The 22,215-nt window shown below is 69.9% G+C and carries 16 protein-coding genes; 15 read left to right on the top strand and 1 reads right to left on the bottom strand.

Annotated features, from left to right (window positions below; translation table 11 throughout):
• The 14 genes from ABD355_RS30770 to ABD355_RS30705 form a co-directional block, all read left to right on the top strand.
• A partial coding sequence (locus ABD355_RS30770; RefSeq protein ID WP_344404070.1) for a peptidoglycan D,D-transpeptidase FtsI family protein occupies positions 1-1,882 on the top strand: 1,882 nt, incomplete at its 5' end.
• A 161-nt stretch (positions 1,883-2,043) separates the two neighbouring features.
• Positions 2,044-3,564: a UDP-N-acetylmuramoyl-L-alanyl-D-glutamate--2,6-diaminopimelate ligase gene (locus tag ABD355_RS30765; protein WP_344404083.1), complete on the top strand. Its 1,521-nt coding sequence runs from the start codon at positions 2,044-2,046 to the stop codon at positions 3,562-3,564.
• 4 nt (positions 3,565-3,568) lie between these two features.
• Complete coding sequence (locus tag ABD355_RS30760; RefSeq protein ID WP_344404068.1) at positions 3,569-4,975, top strand: UDP-N-acetylmuramoyl-tripeptide--D-alanyl-D-alanine ligase; 1,407 nt, start codon at positions 3,569-3,571, stop codon at positions 4,973-4,975.
• Positions 4,972-6,045 carry a phospho-N-acetylmuramoyl-pentapeptide-transferase gene (gene mraY, locus ABD355_RS30755; RefSeq protein WP_344404067.1) on the top strand — a complete coding sequence of 358 codons (1,074 nt, stop codon included), beginning with the start codon at positions 4,972-4,974 and terminating at the stop codon, positions 6,043-6,045. Before ABD355_RS30760 ends, mraY begins: the two co-directional genes overlap by 4 nt.
• Positions 6,027-7,445: a UDP-N-acetylmuramoyl-L-alanine--D-glutamate ligase gene (murD, locus tag ABD355_RS30750; protein WP_344404066.1), complete on the top strand. Its 1,419-nt coding sequence runs from the start codon at positions 6,027-6,029 to the stop codon at positions 7,443-7,445. The genes mraY and murD overlap by 19 nt, the downstream gene beginning before the upstream one ends.
• 258 nt (positions 7,446-7,703) lie before the next feature.
• Positions 7,704-9,065 carry a putative lipid II flippase FtsW gene (gene ftsW, locus ABD355_RS30745; RefSeq protein ID WP_344404065.1) on the top strand — a complete coding sequence of 454 codons (1,362 nt, stop codon included), beginning with the start codon at positions 7,704-7,706 and terminating at the stop codon, positions 9,063-9,065.
• A 6-nt stretch (positions 9,066-9,071) separates the two neighbouring features.
• A complete protein-coding gene (murG, locus tag ABD355_RS30740) occupies positions 9,072-10,169 on the top strand; it encodes an undecaprenyldiphospho-muramoylpentapeptide beta-N-acetylglucosaminyltransferase (RefSeq protein WP_115908670.1) in 1,098 nt (365 codons plus the stop codon).
• 25 nt (positions 10,170-10,194) lie between these two features.
• The gene (locus ABD355_RS30735; RefSeq protein ID WP_344404064.1) at positions 10,195-10,989 is read left to right on the top strand and encodes a cell division protein FtsQ/DivIB; all 795 of its coding nucleotides are present in this window, start codon (positions 10,195-10,197) and stop codon (positions 10,987-10,989) included.
• A 277-nt stretch (positions 10,990-11,266) separates the two neighbouring features.
• Positions 11,267-12,463, top strand: a complete 1,197-nt coding sequence (gene ftsZ / locus ABD355_RS30730) for a cell division protein FtsZ (protein WP_344404063.1) — start codon at positions 11,267-11,269, stop codon at positions 12,461-12,463.
• A complete protein-coding gene (gene pgeF / locus ABD355_RS30725) occupies positions 12,460-13,197 on the top strand; it encodes a peptidoglycan editing factor PgeF (RefSeq protein ID WP_344404062.1) in 738 nt (245 codons plus the stop codon). Before ftsZ ends, pgeF begins: the two co-directional genes overlap by 4 nt.
• A 5-nt stretch (positions 13,198-13,202) precedes the next feature.
• Entirely contained in the window at positions 13,203-13,922 is a 720-nt protein-coding gene (locus tag ABD355_RS30720) for a YggS family pyridoxal phosphate-dependent enzyme (protein ID WP_344404061.1), read from the top strand.
• 128 nt (positions 13,923-14,050) lie between these two features.
• The gene (locus ABD355_RS30715; protein WP_115908675.1) at positions 14,051-14,692 is read left to right on the top strand and encodes a cell division protein SepF; all 642 of its coding nucleotides are present in this window, start codon (positions 14,051-14,053) and stop codon (positions 14,690-14,692) included.
• 73 nt (positions 14,693-14,765) lie between these two features.
• Entirely contained in the window at positions 14,766-15,050 is a 285-nt protein-coding gene (locus ABD355_RS30710; RefSeq protein ID WP_016435858.1) for a YggT family protein, read from the top strand.
• A gap of 56 nt (positions 15,051-15,106) precedes the next feature.
• On the top strand, positions 15,107-16,264 hold the full coding sequence (locus ABD355_RS30705; protein WP_344404059.1) for a DivIVA domain-containing protein: 1,158 nt from the start codon (positions 15,107-15,109) through the stop codon (positions 16,262-16,264).
• Positions 16,265-16,443: 179 nt separating this feature from the next.
• Here ABD355_RS30705 and ileS read toward each other — a convergent pair whose 3' ends face one another.
• Positions 16,444-19,581: an isoleucine--tRNA ligase gene (gene ileS, locus ABD355_RS30700; RefSeq protein ID WP_344404058.1), complete on the bottom strand. Its 3,138-nt coding sequence runs from the start codon at positions 19,579-19,581 to the stop codon at positions 16,444-16,446.
• A 683-nt stretch (positions 19,582-20,264) separates the two neighbouring features.
• Here ileS and ABD355_RS44745 point away from each other — a divergent pair.
• Positions 20,265-22,208, top strand: a complete 1,944-nt coding sequence (locus ABD355_RS44745; RefSeq protein WP_425585806.1) for a TraR/DksA family transcriptional regulator — start codon at positions 20,265-20,267, stop codon at positions 22,206-22,208.
• Positions 22,209-22,215 lie beyond the last annotated feature (7 nt).

The following is a 22,215-nucleotide window of genomic DNA, read 5'->3' as shown; positions in this document are numbered from 1 at the left end:
GCGCCCGGGCTCAGGCGCCCGCCCCGCCCGCCGCCCGGCTCCGGGCCGCCCCGCGGCCTCGGCCGCCCTGCGGCTGGGCAGCCCCCGCCCCCGGCTGCGCATGGTCAGCCTGGCGCTCACCCTGGTGCTGATCGCCTTCGTCGTACGGCTGCTGCAGGTGCAGGCCGTCGATGCGAGCGCCTACGCCGCCAAGGCCGACCAGAACCGCTACGTGGGCCATGTCCTGACCGCCGAGCGCGGCGGCATCCTCGACCGCAACGGCGTGGCCCTCGCGACCAGCGTGGACGCCTACGACCTCACGGCCGACCCCACGATGTTCACCCGTGACCAGCTGAAGGTCGGGGACGGCCCCGAGCAGGCCGCAGCGCTCCTCGCGCCGATCCTCGGCATGGACCAGGACACGCTCGTCCACAAGCTCCGCCCCAAGAACAAGAAGCTGCGCTACGTCCTGCTCGCCCGCCGCCAGACCCCGCAGGTCTGGAAGCAGATCAAGGACCTGAAGACCGCGCTCACCGCGAAGGGCGAGAAGGACAAGTCCACGGTCAACGTCCTCGCCGGCGTCTTCGCCGACCCCAGCAGCAAGCGGATCTACCCCAACGGGGACCTCGCCGCCGGGATACTGGGCTGGGTCAACGACCAGGGCAAGGGCGGCGGAGGCGTCGAGCAGGAGCTCAACAAGGAACTGGCCGGCAAGGACGGCAAGATCCGCTACGCCCAGTCCGGCGGCCGGCTGGTGCCCACCGCGGGCTCCACCGAGACGCCCGCCGTGCCCGGCAGCGACGTCGAGCTCACCCTCGACCGCGACATCCAGTGGGCAGCGCAGAACGCGATCAGCCAGCAGGTGAGGAAGTCCGGGGCGGACCGCGGGTACGTGATAGTGCAGGACACCCGCACCGGCGAGATCCTGGCGATGGCCAACGCGCCGGGCTTCGACCCCAACGACCTCTCCAAGGCGAACCCGAACGCCCTGCACAACTGGGCCGTCGAGGACGCCTACGAGCCCGGCTCCACCGCCAAGATCATGTCGATGGCGGCCGTACTCCAGGAGAACGTCGCCACCCCGCTGACGCATGTCGTCGTGCCGAACCGGCTGCACCGCGGCGACCGGCTCTTCAAGGACGACATCGACCACGACACCTGGAACCTCACGCTCAACGGCGTGCTCGCCAAGTCCAGCAACATCGGCACCATCCTGGCCACCGGCCAGCTGGGCAGGACGCAGGAGCAGGCCAACGACGTCCTCTACTCGTACCTGCGGAAGTTCGGCATCGGCAGCTACACCGGACTCGGCCTGCCCGGCGAGACCAAGGGCATCCTCGCTCCGCCCGCCAAGTGGTCGACGTCGCAGCAGTACACGATTCCTTTCGGCCAGGGCTTCTCCATCAACGCGCTGCAGGCGGCGTCCGTCTACTCGACCATCGCCAACGGCGGCGTCCGCATCCAGCCCACGCTGGTGCGCGGCACCAAGGGACCCGACGGGCGCTTCACCCCGACCCCGAAGCCCGAGAAGACAAGGGTCGTCAGCGCGAAGACGGCGAGGACCCTCGCCCAGATGCTGGAGTCGGTCGTCGACGACCGGGAGGGAACCGGCAACAAGGCGCGTATCCCCGGCTACCGGGTCGCGGGCAAGACGGGTACGGCCAACCGTGTGGATCCGGCCACCGGCCAGTACCGCGGCTACACCTCCTCGTTCGCCGGATTCGCACCTGCGGACAACCCCCGCATCACCGTGTACTGCGCCATCCAGAACGCCACGAGCGGGAGTTACTTCGGCGGCCAGATCTGCGGACCCATCTACAAGGAGGTGATGGAGTTCGCACTGAAGACCCTCCAGGTCCCGCCCACGGGTGCGCAGGCCGCGAACCTGCCCGTCACCTTCTGATCAGCGCAACCAGCCAGGAACGCTCCGTGACCATGATCACTCCCGACTCCGGCAACCCGGGCGCCCCCGCCCCCTCGCTTCGCTCCCGAGCGGGTGCGCCCGGTACGCTCACCGCCGTGCCACACGCTGATCAGTCCCAAACCACCCAGAAGGGCGCATCCGTGACATACCCGGGGCCGCCCAGGCCGGTGCAGGTCTCCGCCACACCCCTCGCGGAACTCGCCGATCAGCTGGGTGCCACCGCGCCGGACAGCGCCGCCGAGGTCACGGGCATCACCCATGACTCGCGCGCGGTCCGCCCCGGCGACCTGTACGCCGCCCTCCCGGGCGCCCGCCTGCACGGCGCCGACTTCGTCACCCAGGCCGCCGGCCTCGGCGCGGTCGCCGTGCTGACCGACCCGACCGGCGCCGAGCGCGCCGCCGCGACCGGTCTGCCGGTCCTGGTCGTCGACGACCCGCGCGGGCGGATGGGCGAGCTGGCGGCCACGATCTACGGCCACCCGGGTCGCGATCTGCTCCAGATCGGCATCACCGGCACCTCCGGCAAGACCACCACCGCCTACCTCGTCGAAGGCGGCCTGAGGACCAAGAGCAACACCGGTCTCATCGGCACGGTCGAGATGCGCATCGGCGACGAGCGCATCAAGTCCGAGCGCACCACCCCCGAAGCCACCGACCTGCAGGCCCTGTTCGCCGTCATGCGCGAACGCGGCGTCGAGGCGGTCGCCATGGAGGTCTCCAGTCATGCGCTGGTCCTCGGCCGGGTCGACGGCTGCGTCTTCGACATCGGCGTCTTCACCAACCTCAGCCCGGAACACATGGAGTTCCACTCCGACATGGAGGACTACTTCCGGGCCAAGGCACAGCTGTTCACGCCGAAACGCAGCAAACTGGGCGTCGTCAACTTCGACGACGAGTACGGCCGCAGGCTGATCGACGAGGCCACCGTTCCCGTCGTGACCTTCTCGGCCGAGGGCCACCCCGACGCCCACTGGCGCGCCGAGGACGTCCAAGTCGGCCCGCTGGACTCGGCATTCACCGTGATCGGCCCCGAGGGCGAGCGGATCGAGGCCAAGGCGCCGCTGCCGGGCGGCTTCAACGTGGCCAACACCCTCGCCGCGATCGTCGCCCTGGCCGCCGCGGGTCTCGACCCGCAGACAGCCGCCGACGGCATCGCCGCCGTGCCGGGCGTGCCGGGCCGCCTGGAGCGCGTGGACGCCGGACAGCCGTATCTCGCGGTCGTCGACTACGCCCACAAGACCGACGCCGTCGAATCGGTGCTGCGCGCCCTGCGCAAGGTCACCGAGGGCAGGCTGCACGTCGTGCTCGGCTGCGGCGGCGACCGGGACAGGACCAAGCGCGCGCCGATGGGCGCCGCCGTCGCCCGGCTCGCCGACACCGCCGTACTGACCTCCGACAACCCCCGCTCCGAGGACCCCCTCGCCATCCTTGCAACCATGCTCGAGGGCGCGGCGTCCGTACCAGCACACGAACGCGGCGAGGTCCAGGTCTTCGAGGACCGGGCCGCCGCGATCGCCGCAGCCGTCGCCCGAGCACGGCCCGGGGACACCGTGCTGGTCGCGGGCAAGGGCCACGAGCAGGGCCAGGACATCGCCGGGGTGGTCCGTCCCTTCGACGACCGCCAGGTGCTTCGAGAAGCCATCCAGAAGACCCAGGGATGAACTTGTGATCGCCCTCTCTCTCGCCGAGATCGCAGAAGTCGTCGGCGGGCAGACGCACGACATACCGGATCCGTCCGTCCAGGTCACGGCTCCGGTCGTCCGGGACTCCCGCGAGGTACAGCCCGGCAGCCTCTTCGCCGCCTTCGTCGGCGAACGGGTCGACGGCCACGACTTCGCAGCTCAGGTCGTCGAAGCGGGCGCGGTCGCCGTACTGGCGTCGCGCCCCGTCGGCGTGCCCGCGATCGTCGTCGAGGACGTCCAGAGCGCCCTCGGAGCCCTCGCCCGCCATGTCGTACGACGCCTCGGCGCGACCCTCGTCGCCCTCACCGGCTCCGCGGGCAAGACCAGCACCAAGGACCTGATCGCCCAGGTCCTGCAGCGCAAGGCGCCGACGGTGTTCACGCCCGGCTCGCTCAACAACGAGATCGGGCTGCCCCTCACCGCCCTGTCCGCCACCGAGGAGACCAGGTTCCTCGTCCTGGAGATGGGCGCCCGCGGCATCGGCCACATCCGCTACCTCACCGATCTGACGCCCCCGAAGATCGGCCTCGTCCTCAACGTCGGCACCGCCCACATCGGCGAGTTCGGCGGCCGCGAGCAGATCGCGCAGGCCAAGGGCGAACTGGTGGAGTCCCTTCCGGAGGACGGAGCCGCGATCCTCAACGCGGACGACCCCCTGGTACGGGCCATGGCGTCCCGTACCAAGGCGAAGGTGCTCCTCTTCGGAGAGGCCGACGAAGCGGACGTACGCGCCGAGAACGTGCGACTCACGGACAGCGGACAGCCTGCCTTCACGCTCCACACACCCTCCGGTGCAAGCGATGTGACCATGCGCCTGTACGGTGAGCACCACGTGTCGAACGCGCTCGCCGCGGCCGCCGTCGCCCATGAGCTGGGCATGTCCGCGGAAGAGATCGCCACCGCGCTCTCCGAGGCGGGCTCCCTCTCCCGCTGGCGCATGGAGGTCACCGAGCGACCGGACGGCGTGACCATCGTCAACGACGCCTACAACGCGAACCCCGAGTCCATGCGAGCCGCCCTGCGCGCGCTCGCGGCCATGGGCAACGGGCGGCGGACCTGGGCGGTGCTCGGCAAGATGGCCGAGCTCGGGGACGAGGCGCTCGCCGAGCACGACGCGGTCGGACGGCTCGCCGTCCGGCTCAATGTCGGCAAGCTCGTCGCGGTCGGGGGCAGGGAAGCGTCCTGGCTGCAACTGGGCGCATATAACGAGGGTTCGTGGGGTGAGGAGTCGGTGCACGTGTCCGACGCACAGGCGGCGGTCGACCTGTTGCGCAGCGAGTTGCGCCCGGGAGACGTCGTACTCGTGAAGGCGTCCCGTTCGGTCGGCCTCGAGAGCGTCGCCCAGGCGCTGCTCGAGACCGGTGCCGAGGGTGAGGTTGCCGCCCGATGATGAAGCAGATCCTGTTCTCGGGAGTCATCGGCCTCTTCCTGACGCTGGTCGGCACCCCGCTGCTGATCAAGCTGCTGGCCCGCAAGGGCTATGGCCAGTACATCCGGGACGACGGCCCGCGCGAGCACGCCAGCAAGCGCGGTACGCCGACCATGGGCGGCATCGCCTTCATCCTCGCGACGGTGGCCGCGTACTTCCTCTCCAAGGTCATCACCGGCTACGCCCCGAGCTACTCGGGTCTGCTGGTGCTCGGCCTGATGTGCGGCATGGGCCTGGTCGGCTTCCTCGACGACTACATCAAGATCGTCAAGCGGCGCTCGCTGGGCCTGAGGGCCAAGGCGAAGATGGCCGGACAGCTGATCGTCGGCATCAGCTTCGCGGTGCTCGCCCTGCAGTTCCAGGACGCCCGCGGCAACGCCCCGGCCTCCACGAAGCTGTCGTTCATCACGGACTTCGGCTGGTCGATCGGCCCGGTGCTGTTCGTGGTCTGGGCCCTGTTCATGATCCTCGCCATGTCGAACGGCGTGAACCTGACCGACGGTCTGGACGGTCTGGCGACCGGCGCCTCCGTCCTCGTCTTCGGCGCCTACACCTTCATCGGCGTCTGGCAGTTCCAGGAGTCCTGCGCCAACGCGCAGACCCTGACCAACCCCAACGCCTGCTACGAGGTGCGCGACCCGCTCGACCTCGCGGTCATCGCCTCCGCGCTGATGGGCGCCTGCCTCGGCTTCCTGTGGTGGAACACCTCGCCGGCCAAGATCTTCATGGGCGACACCGGTTCGCTCGCGCTCGGCGGTGTCCTCACGGGTCTGGCCATCCTCTCCCGCACGGAGCTGCTGGTGGCCATCATGGGCGGCCTGTTCGTCCTCATCACCATGTCGGTGGTCATCCAGGTCGGCTCCTTCCGCCTCACCGGCAGGCGCGTCTTCCGGATGGCGCCACTCCAGCACCACTTCGAACTCAAGGGCTGGTCCGAGGTCCTTGTGGTGGTCCGCTTCTGGATCATCCAGGGCATCTGTGTGATCGTCGGACTGGGCCTCTTCTACGCGGGATGGGCAGCGGACAAGTGACCGACTGGCAGGGCAAGCACGTCACCGTCGCCGGGCTCGGCGTCTCCGGTATCCCGGCGGCCAAGGTGCTGCACGCGCGCGGGGCGATCGTCACGGTCGTCAACGACGGCGACGACGCACGCGCGCGTGAGCAGGCCGCCGAGCTGGAGGCACTGGGGATCACCGTGCGCCTGGGTGACGGGGCGACCCTGCCGGAGGGCACCGAGCTGATCGTCACCGCGCCGGGCTGGAAGCCGGACAAGCCGCTGTTCGTCGCGGCCCGCGAGGCCGGTGTGGACATCTGGGGCGACGTCGAACTTGCCTGGCGCCTGCGGGGCCCCGACGCGGCCCCCTGGCTCGCCGTCACCGGCACCAACGGCAAGACCACCACCGTCCAGATGCTGGCGTCGATCCTGAAGGCCGCCGGGCTGCGCACCGCGGCCGTCGGCAACATCGGCGTCTCCCTCCTCGACGTCGTGCTCGGCGAGGAGCAGTACGACGTCCTCGCCGTGGAGCTGTCCAGCTACCAGCTCCACTGGGCGCCCTCCCTGCGCGCCCACTCCGCCGCCGTCCTGAACCTGGCTCCCGACCACCTCGACTGGCACGGCTCCATGGAGGCGTACGCCGCCGACAAGGGCCGTGTCTACGAGGGCAATCGCGTCGCCTGCGTCTACAACGTCGCCGACAAGGCCACCGAGGACCTGGTGCGCGAGGCCGACGTCGAGGAGGGCTGCCGGGCCATCGGCTTCACTCTCGGCACGCCCGGCCCCTCCCAACTCGGTGTCGTGGACGGCATCCTGGTCGACCGCGCCTTCGTGGAGAACCGGCACAAGAACGCCCAGGAGCTCGCCGAGGTCTCCGACGTCAACCCGCCGGCCCCGCACAACATCGCCAACGCCCTTGCGGCGGCGGCGCTCGCGCGCGCCTTCGGGGTGCCCGCCGCGGCCGTACGCGACGGGCTCAGGAACTTCACCCCGGACGCACACCGCATCGCGCATGTGGCCGACGTGTCCGGGGTCGCGTACATCGACGACTCCAAGGCCACCAACACGCATGCGGCCGAGGCCTCGTTGGCGGCGTACGAGTCCATCGTGTGGATCGCGGGCGGGCTCGCCAAGGGCGCGACCTTCGACGAGCTGGTCGCCAAGTCGGCAAAGCGACTTCGCGGAGTCGTCCTCATCGGCAAGGACCGCGCCCTCATCCGTGAAGCCCTCGCGCGACACGCGCCCGAAGTACCCGTCGTCGACCTCGACCGGACCGACACTGGGGCGATGCTCGCGGCTGTCCGGGAGGCCCAGCGGCTCGCGGCCGCAGGCGACACGGTGCTGCTGGCCCCGGCCTGCGCCTCGATGGACATGTTCGCCAACTACAACAAGCGCGGTGACGCGTTCGCAGAAGCGGTCCGCGAACTCGGCGCCTGACCCGGCCGCCTGCAGCCGGGCGACCTTGGGAGGGACGCGTGGGATCGTTCAGGGCCAGGTCCTTTCGTTGGGACCAGGGCGGCCGCGGGGAACGGCGTCTTGCAGCCGCCCCGGACGGGGTCATGGGCAGCGTGCAGCTCCCGGGCGACCCAGCCGCGTCGATAAACCGCTGCCGCGGCGGCCGGCGCGGATCGCCACAGACCGGCCTCGACACCGGGCTGATCCGTCGGACAGGCCCTACGGACGGCGGAGGCCCCGATGCCCGGTAGCCGGACCGGGCGTCCGCCCGTGCAGGGGGCCGTCAGGCGGCCCGCCGCAGCCGGGCCGGTCCGCGAGAACCCGCTGCGTCGCTTCTACCTCAACGCCAAGCGCGCCTGGGACCGGCCGCTGACCGCCTACTACCTGATCATGGGCGGGAGCCTGCTGATCACCGTGCTCGGTCTGGTGATGGTCTACTCGGCCTCCCAGATCACGGCGCTGCAGATGTCCCTGCCGGGCTCGTACTTCTTCCGCAAGCAGCTCCTCGCCGCCGTCATCGGCGGTGTCCTGCTGTTGATCGCCTCGCTCATGCCGGTGAAGCTGCACCGGGCGCTCGCCTACCCGATTCTCGCGGGTGCGGTCTTCCTGATGGCGCTGGTGCAGGTGCCGGGGATAGGGATGTCGGTCAACGGCAACCAGAACTGGATCTCGCTCGGCGGCTCCTTCCAGGTCCAGCCCAGCGAGTTCGGCAAGCTGGCGCTGGTGCTGTGGGGCGCGGACCTGCTCGCCCGCAAGCAGGACAAGAAGCTCCTCACCCAGTGGAAGCACATGCTGGTGCCGCTCGTTCCGGTCGCCTTCATGCTGCTCGGGCTGATCATGCTCGGCGGCGACATGGGTACGGCGATCATCCTGACGGCGATCCTCTTCGGCCTGCTGTGGCTGGCCGGTGCGCCCACCCGGCTGTTCGTCGGTGTGCTGTCGATCGCGGCCGCGATCGGTGTGATCCTCATCAAGACCAGCCCCAACCGCATGGCCCGGCTCGCCTGCATCGGCGCGACCGAGCCGAAGTCCGGGGTCGCCGACTGCTGGCAGGCCGTGCACGGCATCTACGCCCTCGCATCAGGCGGAATCTTCGGATCCGGGCTCGGTGCGAGTGTGGAAAAATGGGGGCAACTCCCGGAAGCGCACACGGACTTCATCTTCGCCGTCACCGGTGAGGAACTGGGCCTGGCGGGGACGCTGTCGGTGCTCGCCCTCTTCGCGGCTCTAGGCTATGCGGGTATCCGCGTGGCCGGACGTACGGAGGACCCCTTCGTCAGGTATGCCGCGGGAGGCGTGACCACCTGGATCACGGCCCAGGCCGTGATCAACATCGGTGCGGTGCTCGGCCTGCTGCCGATCGCCGGCGTCCCCCTCCCGCTGTTCTCCTACGGAGGATCCGCCCTGCTGCCGACCATGTTCGCCATCGGGCTGATGATCACGTTCGCGCGTGACGAGCCCGCTGCGCGGGCGGCGCTTTCCATGCGGCAACCCCGCTTTGGTAGAAAGCGGGCGGGAGGCGCCGTGCGGGATCGGGGGCCTCGGAGATGGAACACGATGCGACGGCGTGCCTCGGCGGCGCGCTCGTCCGGAGAGCGGTGAATTTCGGTGCATGTCGTACTCGCCGGTGGGGGGACCGCCGGCCACATCGAGCCCGCGCTCGCCCTCGCGGACGCCCTGCGCAGGCAGGACCCAACCGTGGGGATCACGGCCCTGGGCACGGAGCGGGGCCTTGAGACCACGCTCGTTCCGCAGCGGGGCTACGAGCTCGCGCTGATCCCGGCGGTACCGCTGCCGCGCAAGCCGACGCCCGAGCTGATCACCGTCCCGGGCCGGCTGCGCGGCACGATCAAGGCGACCGAGCAGATCCTGGAGCGCACCAAGGCGGACGCCGTCGTCGGCTTCGGCGGCTATGTCGCGCTGCCCGGCTACCTCGCCGCCAAGCGCCTCGGCGTGCCGATCGTGATCCATGAGGCCAACGCCCGCCCCGGTCTCGCCAACAAGATCGGCTCGCGCTACGCCGCCAGGGTCGCCGTCTCCACCCCGGACAGCAAGCTGCGCGACGCCCGCTACATCGGCATCCCGCTGCGCCGCACCATCGCCACCCTCGACCGGGCCGCCGCCCGCCCCGAGGCCCGCGCGGCGTTCGGCCTCGACCCCAACCTGCCCACGCTGCTGGTCTCCGGCGGCTCGCAGGGCGCCCGCCGCCTCAACGAGGTCGTCCAGCAGGTCGCGCCCTGGCTGCAGCAGGCCGGCATCCAGATCCTGCACGCGGTAGGCCCGAAGAACGAACTGCCGCAGGTGCAGCAGATGCCGGGAATGCCCCCCTATATCCCGGTAAGTTACCTGGACCGGATGGACCTCGCGTACGCCGCGGCCGACATGATGCTCTGCCGCGCGGGCGCGATGACCGTCGCCGAACTCTCCGCCGTCGGACTCCCGGCCGCCTACGTCCCGCTGCCCATCGGCAACGGCGAACAGCGGCTGAACGCCCAGCCGGTGGTCAAGGCCGGCGGCGGGCTGCTGGTCGACGACGCGGAACTGACGCCCGACTGGGTACGGGGCAACGTCCTGCCCGTGCTCGCCGATCCGCACCGGCTGTACGAGATGTCCCGCGCCGCCGCCGAGTTCGGCCGCCGGGACGCCGACGACCTGCTCGTCGGCATGGTGTACGAGGCGATCGCCGCCAAGCGTGCACACCACTAGGCACGTGTGACGAAAGGCAGGAAGCGTGGCCGGACCGACGACCGCCGAGCGCGGTGAACGCCAGCAGGAGTCGTCCGGCCCGCCTCCGGCGCGGAGGTTGAGGCTGCGCCGCCTTCGTATGATCATCATCCTTGCCGTGCTGCTCGTCCTGCTCGGGGCGGGCACGGTCTGGCTGCTGTACGGCTCGCAATGGGTGCGCGTGGAGCGCGTGTCGATCTCCGGAACCCGGGTGTTGACGCCCGCGCAAGTGCGCGAGGCCGCCCAGGTTCCGGTCGGGGTGCCGATGATTTCCGTCGACACCGATGCGATTGAGACGCGACTGCGGCGGAAACTGCCCCGAATTGACACGGTTGACGTGGTCCGTTCCTGGCCCCACGGAATCGGGCTGAAAGTGAGCGAGCGTACTCCGGTTCTCATTGTGCAAAAGGGTGGAAAGTTCGTCGAAGTGGACCGCAAGGGTGTCCGTTTCGCCACGGTTTCAGAAGCCCCGAAAGGCATTCCGGCACTGGAATTGAGCACCTCCTCCTCCCGGTCCTCCGCCGCGAGCCTGCGGCGCTTCGGCGAGGACCGCCTGGTGGCGGAGGCGGCGCTCGTGGCCCGCGCCATTCCGGCCGCCGTCGCGCGCGCCACCGAGGCCGTCAAGGTCCGCTCGTACGACGACATCTCACTGGAGTTGAGCGACGGCCGGAACGTCCTGTGGGGGAGCAGTGAGAAGGGTGCCGCGAAGGCCCGTACGCTCACCGCACTCATGAAAGCGGCGCCGGATGCGCGGCACTTCGACGTCTCGGTTCCCACCGCCCCTGCGTCATCGGGGAGTTGACGCACATCAGCGCAGGCCAGCACCCTGGTTGGGCAGCGCTATGGCTGATCACATAGGGTGAAAAGAAAAACGGGAGGTTCGGCGTGTTCGTTGAACGTGCGCCACTTGTCGACTTAGTGTCCTGTTCGGAAGACTCCAGCGAACAGTCACACTGGTAACCCTAAACTTCAACGTTAGGGTTCGGGTCGGCGTAACGGACCGTCCCATTCGGCATCAGTCGCCGGATCGCATCCTCTGCGAAGCGGCGACACGTAACTCGAGGCGAGAGGCCTTCGACGTGGCAGCACCGCAGAACTACCTCGCAGTCATCAAAGTCATCGGTGTCGGCGGCGGTGGTGTCAATGCCATCAACCGGATGATCGAGGTCGGTCTCAAGGGCGTCGAGTTCATCGCCATCAACACCGACGCGCAGGCGCTGTTGATGAGCGACGCCGACGTCAAGCTCGACGTCGGCCGCGAACTCACCCGCGGACTCGGCGCCGGAGCCAACCCGGCCGTCGGCCGCAAGGCCGCCGAGGATCACCGCGAGGAGATCGAAGAGGTCCTCAAGGGGGCCGACATGGTCTTCGTGACGGCCGGTGAAGGCGGCGGCACCGGCACCGGCGGCGCGCCCGTCGTGGCCAACATCGCCCGTTCCCTGGGCGCCCTCACCATCGGTGTGGTCACCCGCCCGTTCACTTTCGAGGGACGGCGCCGCGCCAACCAGGCCGAGGACGGCATCGCCGAACTGCGCGAAGAGGTCGACACCCTCATCGTCATCCCGAACGACCGGCTGCTGTCCATCTCGGACCGCCAGGTCTCGGTGCTCGACGCCTTCAAGTCGGCCGACCAGGTGCTGCTCTCCGGTGTGCAGGGCATCACCGACCTGATCACCACCCCCGGTCTGATCAACCTCGACTTCGCCGACGTCAAGTCCGTGATGTCCGAGGCCGGTTCCGCCCTCATGGGCATCGGCTCGGCCCGCGGCGACGACCGCGCGGTGGCCGCCGCCGAGATGGCGATCTCCTCGCCGCTCCTGGAGGCCTCCATCGACGGCGCCCGCGGGGTGCTGCTCTCCATCTCCGGCGGCTCCGACCTCGGTCTGTTCGAGATCAACGAGGCGGCCCAGCTGGTCAGCGAGGCCGCCCACCCCGAGGCCAACATCATCTTCGGCGCGGTCATCGACGACGCGCTCGGCGACGAGGTGCGGGTCACCGTGATCGCGGCCGGCTTCGACGGGGGCCAGCCTCCCGCCCGCCGGGAGACCGTCATGGGCTCGTCCTCGGCCTCGGCCCGCCGCGACGAGCCCACTCCGGTACGGCAGCCCGAGAGCCGCCCGTCCTTCGGCTCGCTCGGCAGTGTCACGCCGAAGGAGGACCCGGAGCCCGCACCGGAGCCGGCGAGCGACATCACGGCCGCCCCGCCGGTCCCGCCGTCGCGGTCCTACGCGGACAGCGCGGCCGAGGAACTGGACGTGCCGGACTTCCTGAAGTGATAGGACAGCGCTCCGCGACGAGCACCGTGAACGGCGCGCACTTCGCCTTCACCGACCGGTGGGGCGGGGTGAGCGCCGTTCCGTACGAGGAGCTCAACCTCGGCGGAGCCGTCGGCGACGACCCCGGTGCCGTACGCACCAACCGCGAACTGGCCGCCAAGTCCCTTGGTCTGGAACCGGCTCGTGTGGTCTGGATGAACCAGGTGCACGGCGCTCAGGTGGCGGTGGTCGACGGCCCGTGGGGGGACCGTCCGGTCCCCGAGGTCGACGCCGTCGTCACGGGGCGGCGCGGTCTCGCCCTCGCCGTCCTCACCGCCGACTGCACGCCCGTTCTGCTCGCCGACCCGGTCGCCGGGATCGTCGCCGCGGCCCATGCGGGGCGGCCCGGGATGGTCGCCGGGGTCGTCCCGGCCGCCGTACGGGCCATGACGGAACTCGGCGCCGAGCCGGGCCGGATCGTCGCCCGCACCGGACCCGCCGTCTGCGGCCGCTGCTACGAGGTGCCGGAGGCGATGCGCGCCGAGGTGGCCGCCGTCGAACCGGCGGCGTACTCCGAGACGAGTTGGGGCACGCCGGCGGTGGATGTGACCGCCGGAGTGCACGCGCAGCTCGAGCGGCTCGGGGTGCACGACCGGGAGCAGTCGCCGGTGTGCACGATCGAGTCGGCCGACCACTTCTCGTACCGCCGCGATCGAACCACGGGGCGACTCGCGGGATATGTCTGGCTGGACTGAGGGGCATGAGGGACCGTAAGGACGAACTCGCCGAAAACCTGGCGAAGGTGGAGCGTCGTATCGCCGCCGCCTGCACGGCCGCCGGACGCAAGCGCGAGGAGGTGACCCTGATCGTGGTCACCAAGACGTATCCGGCGAGCGATGTGCGGATTCTGTCGGAACTCGGTGTGCGGCACGTCGCCGAGAACCGTGACCAGGATGCGGCACCCAAGGCCGCGGCCTGCTCGGATCTGCCCCTGACTTGGCATTTTGTGGGTCAATTGCAGACCAACAAGGTGCGATCCGTAGTCGGTTATGCCGGATTGGTGCAGTCCGTCGACCGCGCCCGGCTCGTCACGGCGCTCTCCAAGGAGGCGGTGCGCCAGGAGCGCGAACTCGGCTGTCTGGTCCAGGTCGCGCTCGACGCGGACGAGAGCGGTCGCGGGGAGCGCGGTGGCGTCGGGCCCGACGGGGTCGAGGAGTTGGGCGAGCTGATCGCCGGGGCGCCGGGGTTGCGGCTGGACGGTCTGATGACCGTCGCGCCGCTCACCGGTCCCTACGCGGGGCGCGAACTCGCCGCGTTCGAGCGGTTGATGGATTTGTCGACGGACCTGCGCCGAGCTCATCCGGCTGCGAACATGGTCTCGGCAGGAATGAGTGCGGACCTCGAACAGGCCGTGGCCGCCGGAGCGACACATGTACGCGTCGGTACCGCGGTACTCGGAGTCCGCCCCAGGCTCGGGTAACGTCGCCAGGAAGTCGGACCACAGCAGAAAATATGGTCAGTGCCACCGAAGGCGGGCGCAACGACCTCGTGGATCGCGGGCACTTGGCAGTCGTCAGCCGATCCACCACAGAGCGGAGGACTCAGAGCATGGCCGGCGCGATGCGCAAGATGGCGGTCTACCTCGGCCTCGTGGAGGACGATGGGTACGACGGCCGGGGATTCGACCCCGATGACGACTTCGAGCCCGAACTGGACCCCGAACCCGAACGGGACCATCGGAGGCACGAGCCGTCCCACCAGTCCCACGTAGCACATCAGTCCCAAAGGGATGAAGAGGTGCGAATCGTACAACCGCCCGCCGCGCGCGAGCCGGTCGCACGTTCCGCTTCGCTCCCCGCGGAATCCGGCCGTCCGGCGCGCATCGCGCCCGTGGCGTCCATCACACAAGAACGCGCAAGTCTGGAGAAGAACGCACCGGTGATCATGCCCAAGGTCGTGTCGGAACGAGAGCCTTACCGGATCACCACGCTTCACCCGCGGACCTACAACGAGGCCCGTACCATCGGGGAACACTTCCGTGAGGGCACCCCGGTGATCATGAATCTGACTGAGATGGATGACACAGACGCGAAGCGACTTGTCGACTTTGCGGCCGGTTTGGTGTTTGGTCTTCACGGCAGCATCGAGCGGGTGACCCAGAAGGTGTTCCTGTTGTCTCCTGCTAACGTCGATGTCACGGCGGAGGACAAGGCCCGCATCGCAGAGGGCGGGTTCTTCAACCAGAGCTGAGACGCACGACCGGAAACAGCAGTACAAAGCAGTACCCAGCAGCACGGAAACAGGGGAGAGGGAAGCACCAGCAATGAGCGTGGTCCTGGATGTCATCTACATCGCGCTGATGTGCTTCCTCATCGTGCTCATCTTCCGGTTGGTCATGGACTACGTCTTCCAGTTCGCCCGCTCATGGCAACCCGGCAAGGCGATGGTGGTCGTTCTGGAGGCCACCTACACTGTCACCGATCCACCGCTCAAGCTTCTGCGGCGGTTCATCCCGCCGTTGCGTCTCGGGGGCGTGGCGCTCGACCTGTCCTTCTTCGTACTGATGATCATCGTCTACATCCTGATCTCGATCGTGAGCCGGCTGTGATGAGCGATGTGACCTACCGTCTTGCCGAATGCCGACGACTACGTTGAGGTGAAGAGATGCCGTTGACCCCCGAGGACGTGCGGAACAAGCAGTTCACGACCGTCCGCCTCCGAGAAGGCTATGACGAGGACGAGGTCGATGCCTTCCTCGATGAGGTCGAAGCCGAACTGACCCGCCTGCTCCGCGAGAACGAGGACCTGCGGGCCAAACTGGCCGCGGCCACGCGCGCTGCTGCTCAGAACCAGCAGAACATGCGCAAGCCCCCGGAGGGTCCCGGCGGTCCCGGTCCGCAGGATCAGCAGCAGGGCATGCCTCCGCAGGGGATGCGCGGTCCGGGTGCTCCCGTACCCGCCGGCATATCGGGCCCGCCGCAGCAGCAGATGGGTGGCCCCATGGGTGGTCCGCCCCAGCTGCCGAGCGGTGCCCCGCAGCTGCCCGCCGGTCCCGGCGGTCAGGGTGGTCCCCAGGGTCCCGGCCCGATGGGTCAGGGTCCGATGGGCCAGGGCCCCATGGGTCAGGGTCCGATGGGCGGCCAGCCTCCCATGCAGCAGCAGATGGGTGGTCCGATGGGCGGCCCCATGGGCGGTCCGATGGGCGGCCCCGGTCAGGGCCCCGGTGGCGACAGCGCCGCCCGTGTCCTCTCGCTGGCCCAGCAGACCGCCGACCAGGCGATCGCCGAGGCCCGTTCCGAAGCCAACAAGATCGTCGGCGAGGCCCGCAGCCGCGCCGAGGGCCTCGAGCGTGACGCCCGTGCCAAGGCCGACGCGCTGGAGCGGGACGCGCAGGAGAAGCACCGCGTCGCGATGGGCTCCCTGGAGTCCGCCCGCGCCACGCTGGAGCGCAAGGTCGAGGACCTGCGCGGCTTCGAGCGCGAGTACCGTACGCGCCTGAAGTCGTACCTCGAGTCCCAGCTGCGTCAGCTGGAGACCCAGGCCGACGACTCGCTGGCCCCGCCGCGTACCCCGGCGACCGCGTCGCTTCCGCCGTCCCCGGCGCCTTCCATGGCACCGGCCGGTGCGAGCGCCCCGTCGTACGGCGGCAACCCGACCATGGGTGGCGCCCCGGCTCCCGCTGCTCCGTCCTACGGCGGCCAGCAGCAGATGTCCCCGGCGATGACCCAGCCGATGGCACCGGTGCGGCCGCAGGGTCCGTCGCCGATGGGTCAGGCCCCCTCGCCCATGCGCGGGTTCCTGATCGACGAGGACGACAACTGACGGCCGCCACGGCCATTAGTACGCCGTAGGCGTCGGCAGCGTTCAACAGGGCGGGGCCCCGGATCTCGATCCGGGGCCCCGCCCTTTTATGCGCGTTGATCGATGTTCGAGCTCTGCTGCCGGACATGCGCCGGGGTCCGGCTTCCCCGAGTGGGGAAGCCGGACCCCGGCGCGCTCGCTTACGCCTTGCGCAGGCGGAACGTGAGGGACAGGCCCTCGTCGGTGAACGGCTCGCCGTAGGAGTCGTCCGCCTCGCCCTGGCCGAAGTCCGTGGCCAGGACCTCGTCGGCGATCAGGGCCGCGTGCTCGGTGAGGGCCGCGATGACCGCCGGGTCCGTGGACGTCCAGCGCAGGGCGATACGGTCGGCCACGTCGAGGCCGCTGTTCTTGCGGGCCTCCTGGATCAGCCGGATCGCGTCACGGGCCAGGCCCGCCTGCCGCAGCTCCTCGGTGATCTCCAGGTCGAGGGCGACCGTGGCACCCGAGTCGGAGGCCACCGACCAGCCCTCGCGCGGGGTCTCCGTGATGATCACCTCGTCCGGGGCGAGGGTGATCGTCTCACCGTCGACCTGGACCGAGGCCGTGCCCTCGCGCAGGGCCAGGGACAGCGCGGCGGCGTCCGCGTCGGCGACGGCCTTGGCCACCTCCTGGACCCGCTTGCCGAAGCGCTTGCCCAAGGCGCGGAAATTGGCCTTCGCGGTCGTGTCGACCAGGCTGCCGCCGACCTCGCTGAGCGACGCGAGGGATGTGACGTTCAACTCCTCCGTGATCTGCGTGTACAGCTCCCGGTCGAGGGCGTCGAAGCCGGTCGCGGCGATGAGCGCACGGGACAGCGGCTGGCGGGTCTTCACGCCCGACTCCGCGCGCGTGGCCCGGCCCAGCTCGACGAGCCGGCGCACCAGCACCATCTGCTTCGACAGCTCCGGGTCGATCGCGGAGAGGTCCGCCTCCGGCCAGGAGGTCAGGTGCACCGACTCCGGGGCGCCCGGGGTCACCGGCACGATCAGGTCCTGCCAGACCCGCTCGGTGATGAACGGGGTCAGCGGGGCCATCAGCTTGGTGACCGTCTCGACCACCTCGTGCAGGGTGCGCAGCGCCGCCTTGTCGCCCTGCCAGAAGCGGCGGCGCGAGCGGCGGACGTACCAGTTGGAGAGGTCGTCGACGAACGCCGACAGGAGCTTGCCGGCGCGCTGGGTGTCGTACGCCTCCAGGGACTGGGTCACCTGGTCGGTCAGCGCGTGGAGTTCGGACAGCAGCCAGCGGTCCAGGACCGGGCGGTCCGCCGGAGCCGGATCGGCCTCGCTCGGCGCCCAGTTGGAGGTGCGGGCATAAAGGGCCTGGAAGGCGACCGTGTTCCAGTACGTGAGGAGCGTCTTGCGGACGACCTCCTGGATGGTGCCGTGACCCACGCGGCGTGCCGCCCACGGGGAGCCGCCGGCCGCCATGAACCAGCGCACCGCGTCCGCGCCGTGCTGGTCCATCAGCGGGATCGGCTGCAGGATGTTGCCCAGGTGCTTGGACATCTTGCGGCCGTCCTCGGCGAGGATGTGGCCGAGGCACACGACGTTCTCGTAGCTGGACTTGTCGAAGACCAGCGTGCCGACGGCCATCAGCGTGTAGAACCAGCCGCGGGTCTGGTCGATCGCCTCGGAGATGAACTGCGCCGGGTAGCGGCTCTCGAACAGCTCCTTGTTCTTGTACGGGTAGCCCCACTGCGCGAACGGCATCGAACCCGAGTCGTACCAGGCGTCGATGACCTCCGGCACGCGCGTGGCCGTCTTGGCGCACTTGGGGCAGGCGAAGGTGACGTCGTCGATGTACGGGCGGTGCGGATCGAGTTCGGACTGGTCGGTGCCGGTCAGCTCGGTGAGCTCCGCGCGGGAGCCGACCACGGTGAGGTGGTCGTCCTCGCAGCGCCAGATGGGCAGTGGGGTGCCCCAGTAGCGGTTGCGGGACAGCGCCCAGTCGATGTTGTTGTTCAGCCAGTCGCCGTACCGGCCGTGCTTGACCGTGTCGGGGAACCAGTTGGTGTTCTCGTTCTCCTGCAGCAGGCGGTCCTTGACGGCCGTGGTGCGGATGTACCAGGACGGCTGCGCGTAGTAGAGGAGCGCGGTGTGGCAGCGCCAGCAGTGCGGGTAGCTGTGCTCGTAGGGGATGTGCTTGAAGAGGAGGCCGCGCTGCTGGAGGTCCTCGGTGAGCTGTTCGTCCGCCTTCTTGAAGAAGACACCGCCGACCAGGGGGACGTCCTCCTCGAAGGTGCCGTCGGGGCGGACGGGGTTCACCACGGGCAGGTCGTAGGCGCGGCAGACCTTGAGGTCTTCCTCACCGAAGGCGGGGGACTGGTGGACCAGGCCCGTACCGTCCTCGGTCGTGACGTACTCGGCGTTGACGACGAAATGCGCCTCTGCCGGGAACTCGACGAGCTCGAACGGTCGTTGATAGGTCCAGCGCTCCATTTCGGCGCCGGTGAAGGTCTGGCCCGTGGTCTCCCAGCCCTCGCCGAGCGCCTTGCCGACGAGCGGCTCGGCGACGACGAGCTTCTCCTCGCCGTCGGTCGCGACGACATAGGTGACCTCGGGGTGGGCGGCGACGGCCGTGTTGGAGACCAGTGTCCAGGGAGTCGTCGTCCACACCAGGAGCGCGGCTTCGCCGGCGAGCGGACCGGAGGTGAGGGGGAAACGGACGTACACGGACGGGTCGACGACCGTCTCGTAGCCCTGCGCCAGCTCGTGGTCCGACAGGCCGGTGCCGCAGCGGGGGCACCAGGGGGCGACGCGGTGGTCCTGGACCAGCAGGCCCTTGTTGAAGATCTCCTTCAGCGACCACCAGACCGACTCGATGTACTCGGGGTCCATCGTGCGGTAGGGGTCGTTGAGGTCGGTCCAGTAACCCATGCGGGTCGTGAGGGCCTCGAAGGCGTCGGTGTGGCGGGTCACGGACTCGCGGCACTTGGCGTTGAACTCGGCGATGCCGTACGCCTCGATGTCCTTCTTGCCGGAGAAGCCGAGCTCCTTCTCGACCGCCAGCTCCACCGGGAGGCCGTGGCAGTCCCAGCCGGCCTTGCGGGCCACGTGGTAGCCGCGCATGGTGCGGAAGCGGGGGAAGACGTCCTTGAAGACGCGCGCCTCGATGTGGTGGGCGCCCGGCATGCCGTTGGCGGTGGGCGGGCCCTCGTAGAAGACCCACTCGGGGCGGCCCTCGGACTGCTCCAGGGTCTTGGCGAAGATCTTCTGCTCGCGCCAGAAGTCGAGCACGGCGTGCTCGAGCGCGGGCAGGTCGACCTGGGCGGGCACCTGGCGGTACGTCGGCGATGTCATCAGCGAGCTTCCTCCGGCGGACTTGCTGCCTTCCGTCCGGAGGGACGAGAGCCGTGTCCTTCTCTACGCCGGTTTCGGCGCGCTCCCGCGGTACCACCCTCCTTGGCTCTCCGGTGCGTGCCGTGCAACGGTGAGCCCCCTCATTGGGGTCGCGATGCCGGTTCTACCGGCCGCAGCCCTTCGGCTACGGCTTTCTTCCGGCGGCTCCGGGGTGATCTTCACGTCGCGCTCGCCCCCGGGCTTCCACCGTCCCCGGGTCGCTCTGGGCTGCGTACGCCGCTACTCGTCCCCATCCACGCTTTTCGCTCCGCCCAGTGTACGGCGCCGCGCGGACAGCGGCCGACCGGTTTTCGCGCGCCCTTGGGCGGGGGGTGGCGTACGTGCGGAGATGACCCGAATGGAGCGGTACGCGTGTTCGGATTCTGGGACGGGCGGTCCGGCGGATTACCCCGCGGGGAGCTGGGCACAACGCATGCAGGCTTGCGGAGCGGCGTGCGTGAGCCGGGCGAATCGGGCGGTGTGCCCCGTTGCCGCGGGACTGAAGTCGATTTATCGTCCCAGCACGATTCGCGTGCAAGATCACAATATGTGAAGGGGCCGCGGCCATGGTGGCGAAGAAGACCGCCGTACAGCAGTCGGCGTCCGACGGGTCCCCCCAGGCCTCCGGCGGTGCGGCCAAGGATGTGACCGGCAAGAAGAGCGCGCGGGGAGGGTCCCCGGCGCGTGCGGGGAAGACGGCCGGGGCGGCCGTGACGGAGCAGGCCGCGAAGCCGGTGAAGACGGTGCGGGGGGTTGCGGCCAAGCCGCCCCCCGGGAAGAAGTCCGCCAAGACGGCGACCGCCTCCGGAACGACTCGTTCGAAGAAACCGGCCGAGGAGGAAGCACCCGAGAGACCGGCGGGCACCGCGAGGTCGGCCGCCGGAAAGAAGCCGGCGGGCGGCAAGGGGACGGCGGCCGGAAAGGGCGCTGTGGAGCGGCGCGCGGCGGCGGAGAAGCCCGCGGCGGAGAAGGGCACGGCGAAGAAGGCGGCGACAGGGAAGCCCGCGGCGAAGAGGTCCGTTGTGAGGGCCGCAGCGAAGAAAGCGGCAACCAAGAAGGCTGTGGTTCCTGGGGGTGTTGCGGCGGAGGGCGGTGCTGAGGGGGCGGTTGCCGGGAAGACCGTGCGTGATAAGGCGGCGGCAAAGAAGGCTGCCGGTGCGAAGGGTGTGGTCGAGGGGGGCCGTCCTGAGGGGGCGGGGGCCGGTGGGGCGGTTGGGGGGAAGGCCGGTGGTAAGGCGGCGGTCAAGAAGGCCGGCGTTCCTGAGGGCGCCGCCGAGGAGGGCGGTGCTGAGGGGTCGGGGGGTGGTGAGGCGGTTGCGGGCAAGGCCGGTGGTGGTAAGGCGGCCAAGAAGGCTGCTGGTCTGAAGGGTGCGGCCGAGGAAGGCGGTCGCGAGGGGGCGGGTGCGAAGAGGGCCGGTGGTGGGGCGGCGGGCAAGAAGGCCGTGGTTCCTGGGGGTGTTGCGGCGGAGGGCGGTGCTGAGGGGTCGGGGGGTGGTGAGGCGGTTGCGGGCAAGGCCGGTGGTGGTAAGGCGGCCAAGAAGGCTGCTGGTCTGAAGGGTGCGGCCGAGGAAGGCGGTCGCGAGGGGGCGGGTGCGAAGAGGGCCGTTGGTGGTAGGGCGGCGGCAAAGAAGGCTGTCGGTGCGAAGGGTGTGGTCGAGGGGGGCCGTCCTGAGGGGGCGGGGGCCGGTGGTGGTAAGGCGGCGGCCAAGAAGGCCGGCGTTTCTGACGGTGTTGCCGAGGGCGGTTCCGAGGAGCTCGTATCGGAGAAGGCGGGCGGGGGCAGGACCGTAGCCGGGGAAAGTGCTGCTCGGGAAGGTGTTGAACGGGGTACTGGGCAGTCGGCAGCGAAGAAGGCGGGGGCGGCGGTGAAGGAGTCGGCTGTGAAGAGAGCGGCAGGCAAGAGGGACGCAGCCGGGAGAGCCGTCGGCACGGACGCGACCGCCGAACCTGGCGGCAAGGGCAGGAAGGCCGCGGCGGCGAAGAGCGCGGTCGAGGGTGCCGGCGGGCGGCGGGCGGGTAAGGAGACCGCTGTCGCGAAACGTGACGGCACGAAGAGCACGGCCAAGAAGGCGGGCGCGGCCAAGGCCGCGGAGCAGACGGGAGCCACGACGGTGGTTGCGAAGAAGACTCCTGGCACGGCCGCGGCGGCCAAGACCGCCGTACCCAAGGCACGGGTCGCCGCGGCGGAGCCGGGCGAGCTTGCGGTGCGCCCCGGTGAGGACCCCTGGACCCCCGAGGAGGTCGAGGAGGCGCGTGCCGAGCTGCTGTCCGAGATGGAGCGGCTGCGTGACGAGATCAGCTCGTCCGAGAGCGCCGTCGCCGGTCTGATGCGGGACTCGGGGGACGGCGCGGGCGACGACCAGGCGGACACCGGCACCAAGAACATCACGCGCGAGCACGAGCTGGCCCTCGCGGCCAACGCGCGCGAGATGCTCACCCAGACCGAGCGCGCCCTGGTACGGCTGGACGCCGGCACCTACGGCCTGTGCGAGAACTGCGGCAACCCCATCGGCAAGGCCCGGATGCAGGCCTTCCCGCGGGCCACCCTGTGCGTGGAGTGCAAGCAGAAGCAGGAACGCCGGTACTGAGGCGGTA

Origin of the sequence: Streptomyces longisporus, assembly GCF_039532765.1 — a bacterium.
GTDB classification, from domain to species: Bacteria; Actinomycetota; Actinomycetes; order Streptomycetales; family Streptomycetaceae; genus Streptomyces; species Streptomyces longisporus.
The sequence above is the reverse complement of the archived record's forward strand: the minus strand, read 5'-3'. Positions and strand labels throughout refer to the sequence as shown.

Coding starts and splice junctions, on each gene's coding strand:
- ileS (WP_344404058.1), bottom strand. CDS start 19,581: ATGACATCGCCGACGTACCGCCAGGTGCCCGCCCAGGTCGACCTGCCC.
- ABD355_RS30710 (WP_016435858.1), top strand. CDS start 14,766: ATGAGCGTGGTCCTGGATGTCATCTACATCGCGCTGATGTGCTTCCTC.
- ABD355_RS30715 (WP_115908675.1), top strand. CDS start 14,051: ATGGCCGGCGCGATGCGCAAGATGGCGGTCTACCTCGGCCTCGTGGAG.
- ftsW (WP_344404065.1), top strand. CDS start 7,704: ATGCCCGGTAGCCGGACCGGGCGTCCGCCCGTGCAGGGGGCCGTCAGG.
- mraY (WP_344404067.1), top strand. CDS start 4,972: ATGATGAAGCAGATCCTGTTCTCGGGAGTCATCGGCCTCTTCCTGACG.
- ABD355_RS30705 (WP_344404059.1), top strand. CDS start 15,107: ATGCCGTTGACCCCCGAGGACGTGCGGAACAAGCAGTTCACGACCGTC.
- ABD355_RS30720 (WP_344404061.1), top strand. CDS start 13,203: ATGAGGGACCGTAAGGACGAACTCGCCGAAAACCTGGCGAAGGTGGAG.
- murD (WP_344404066.1), top strand. CDS start 6,027: ATGGGCAGCGGACAAGTGACCGACTGGCAGGGCAAGCACGTCACCGTC.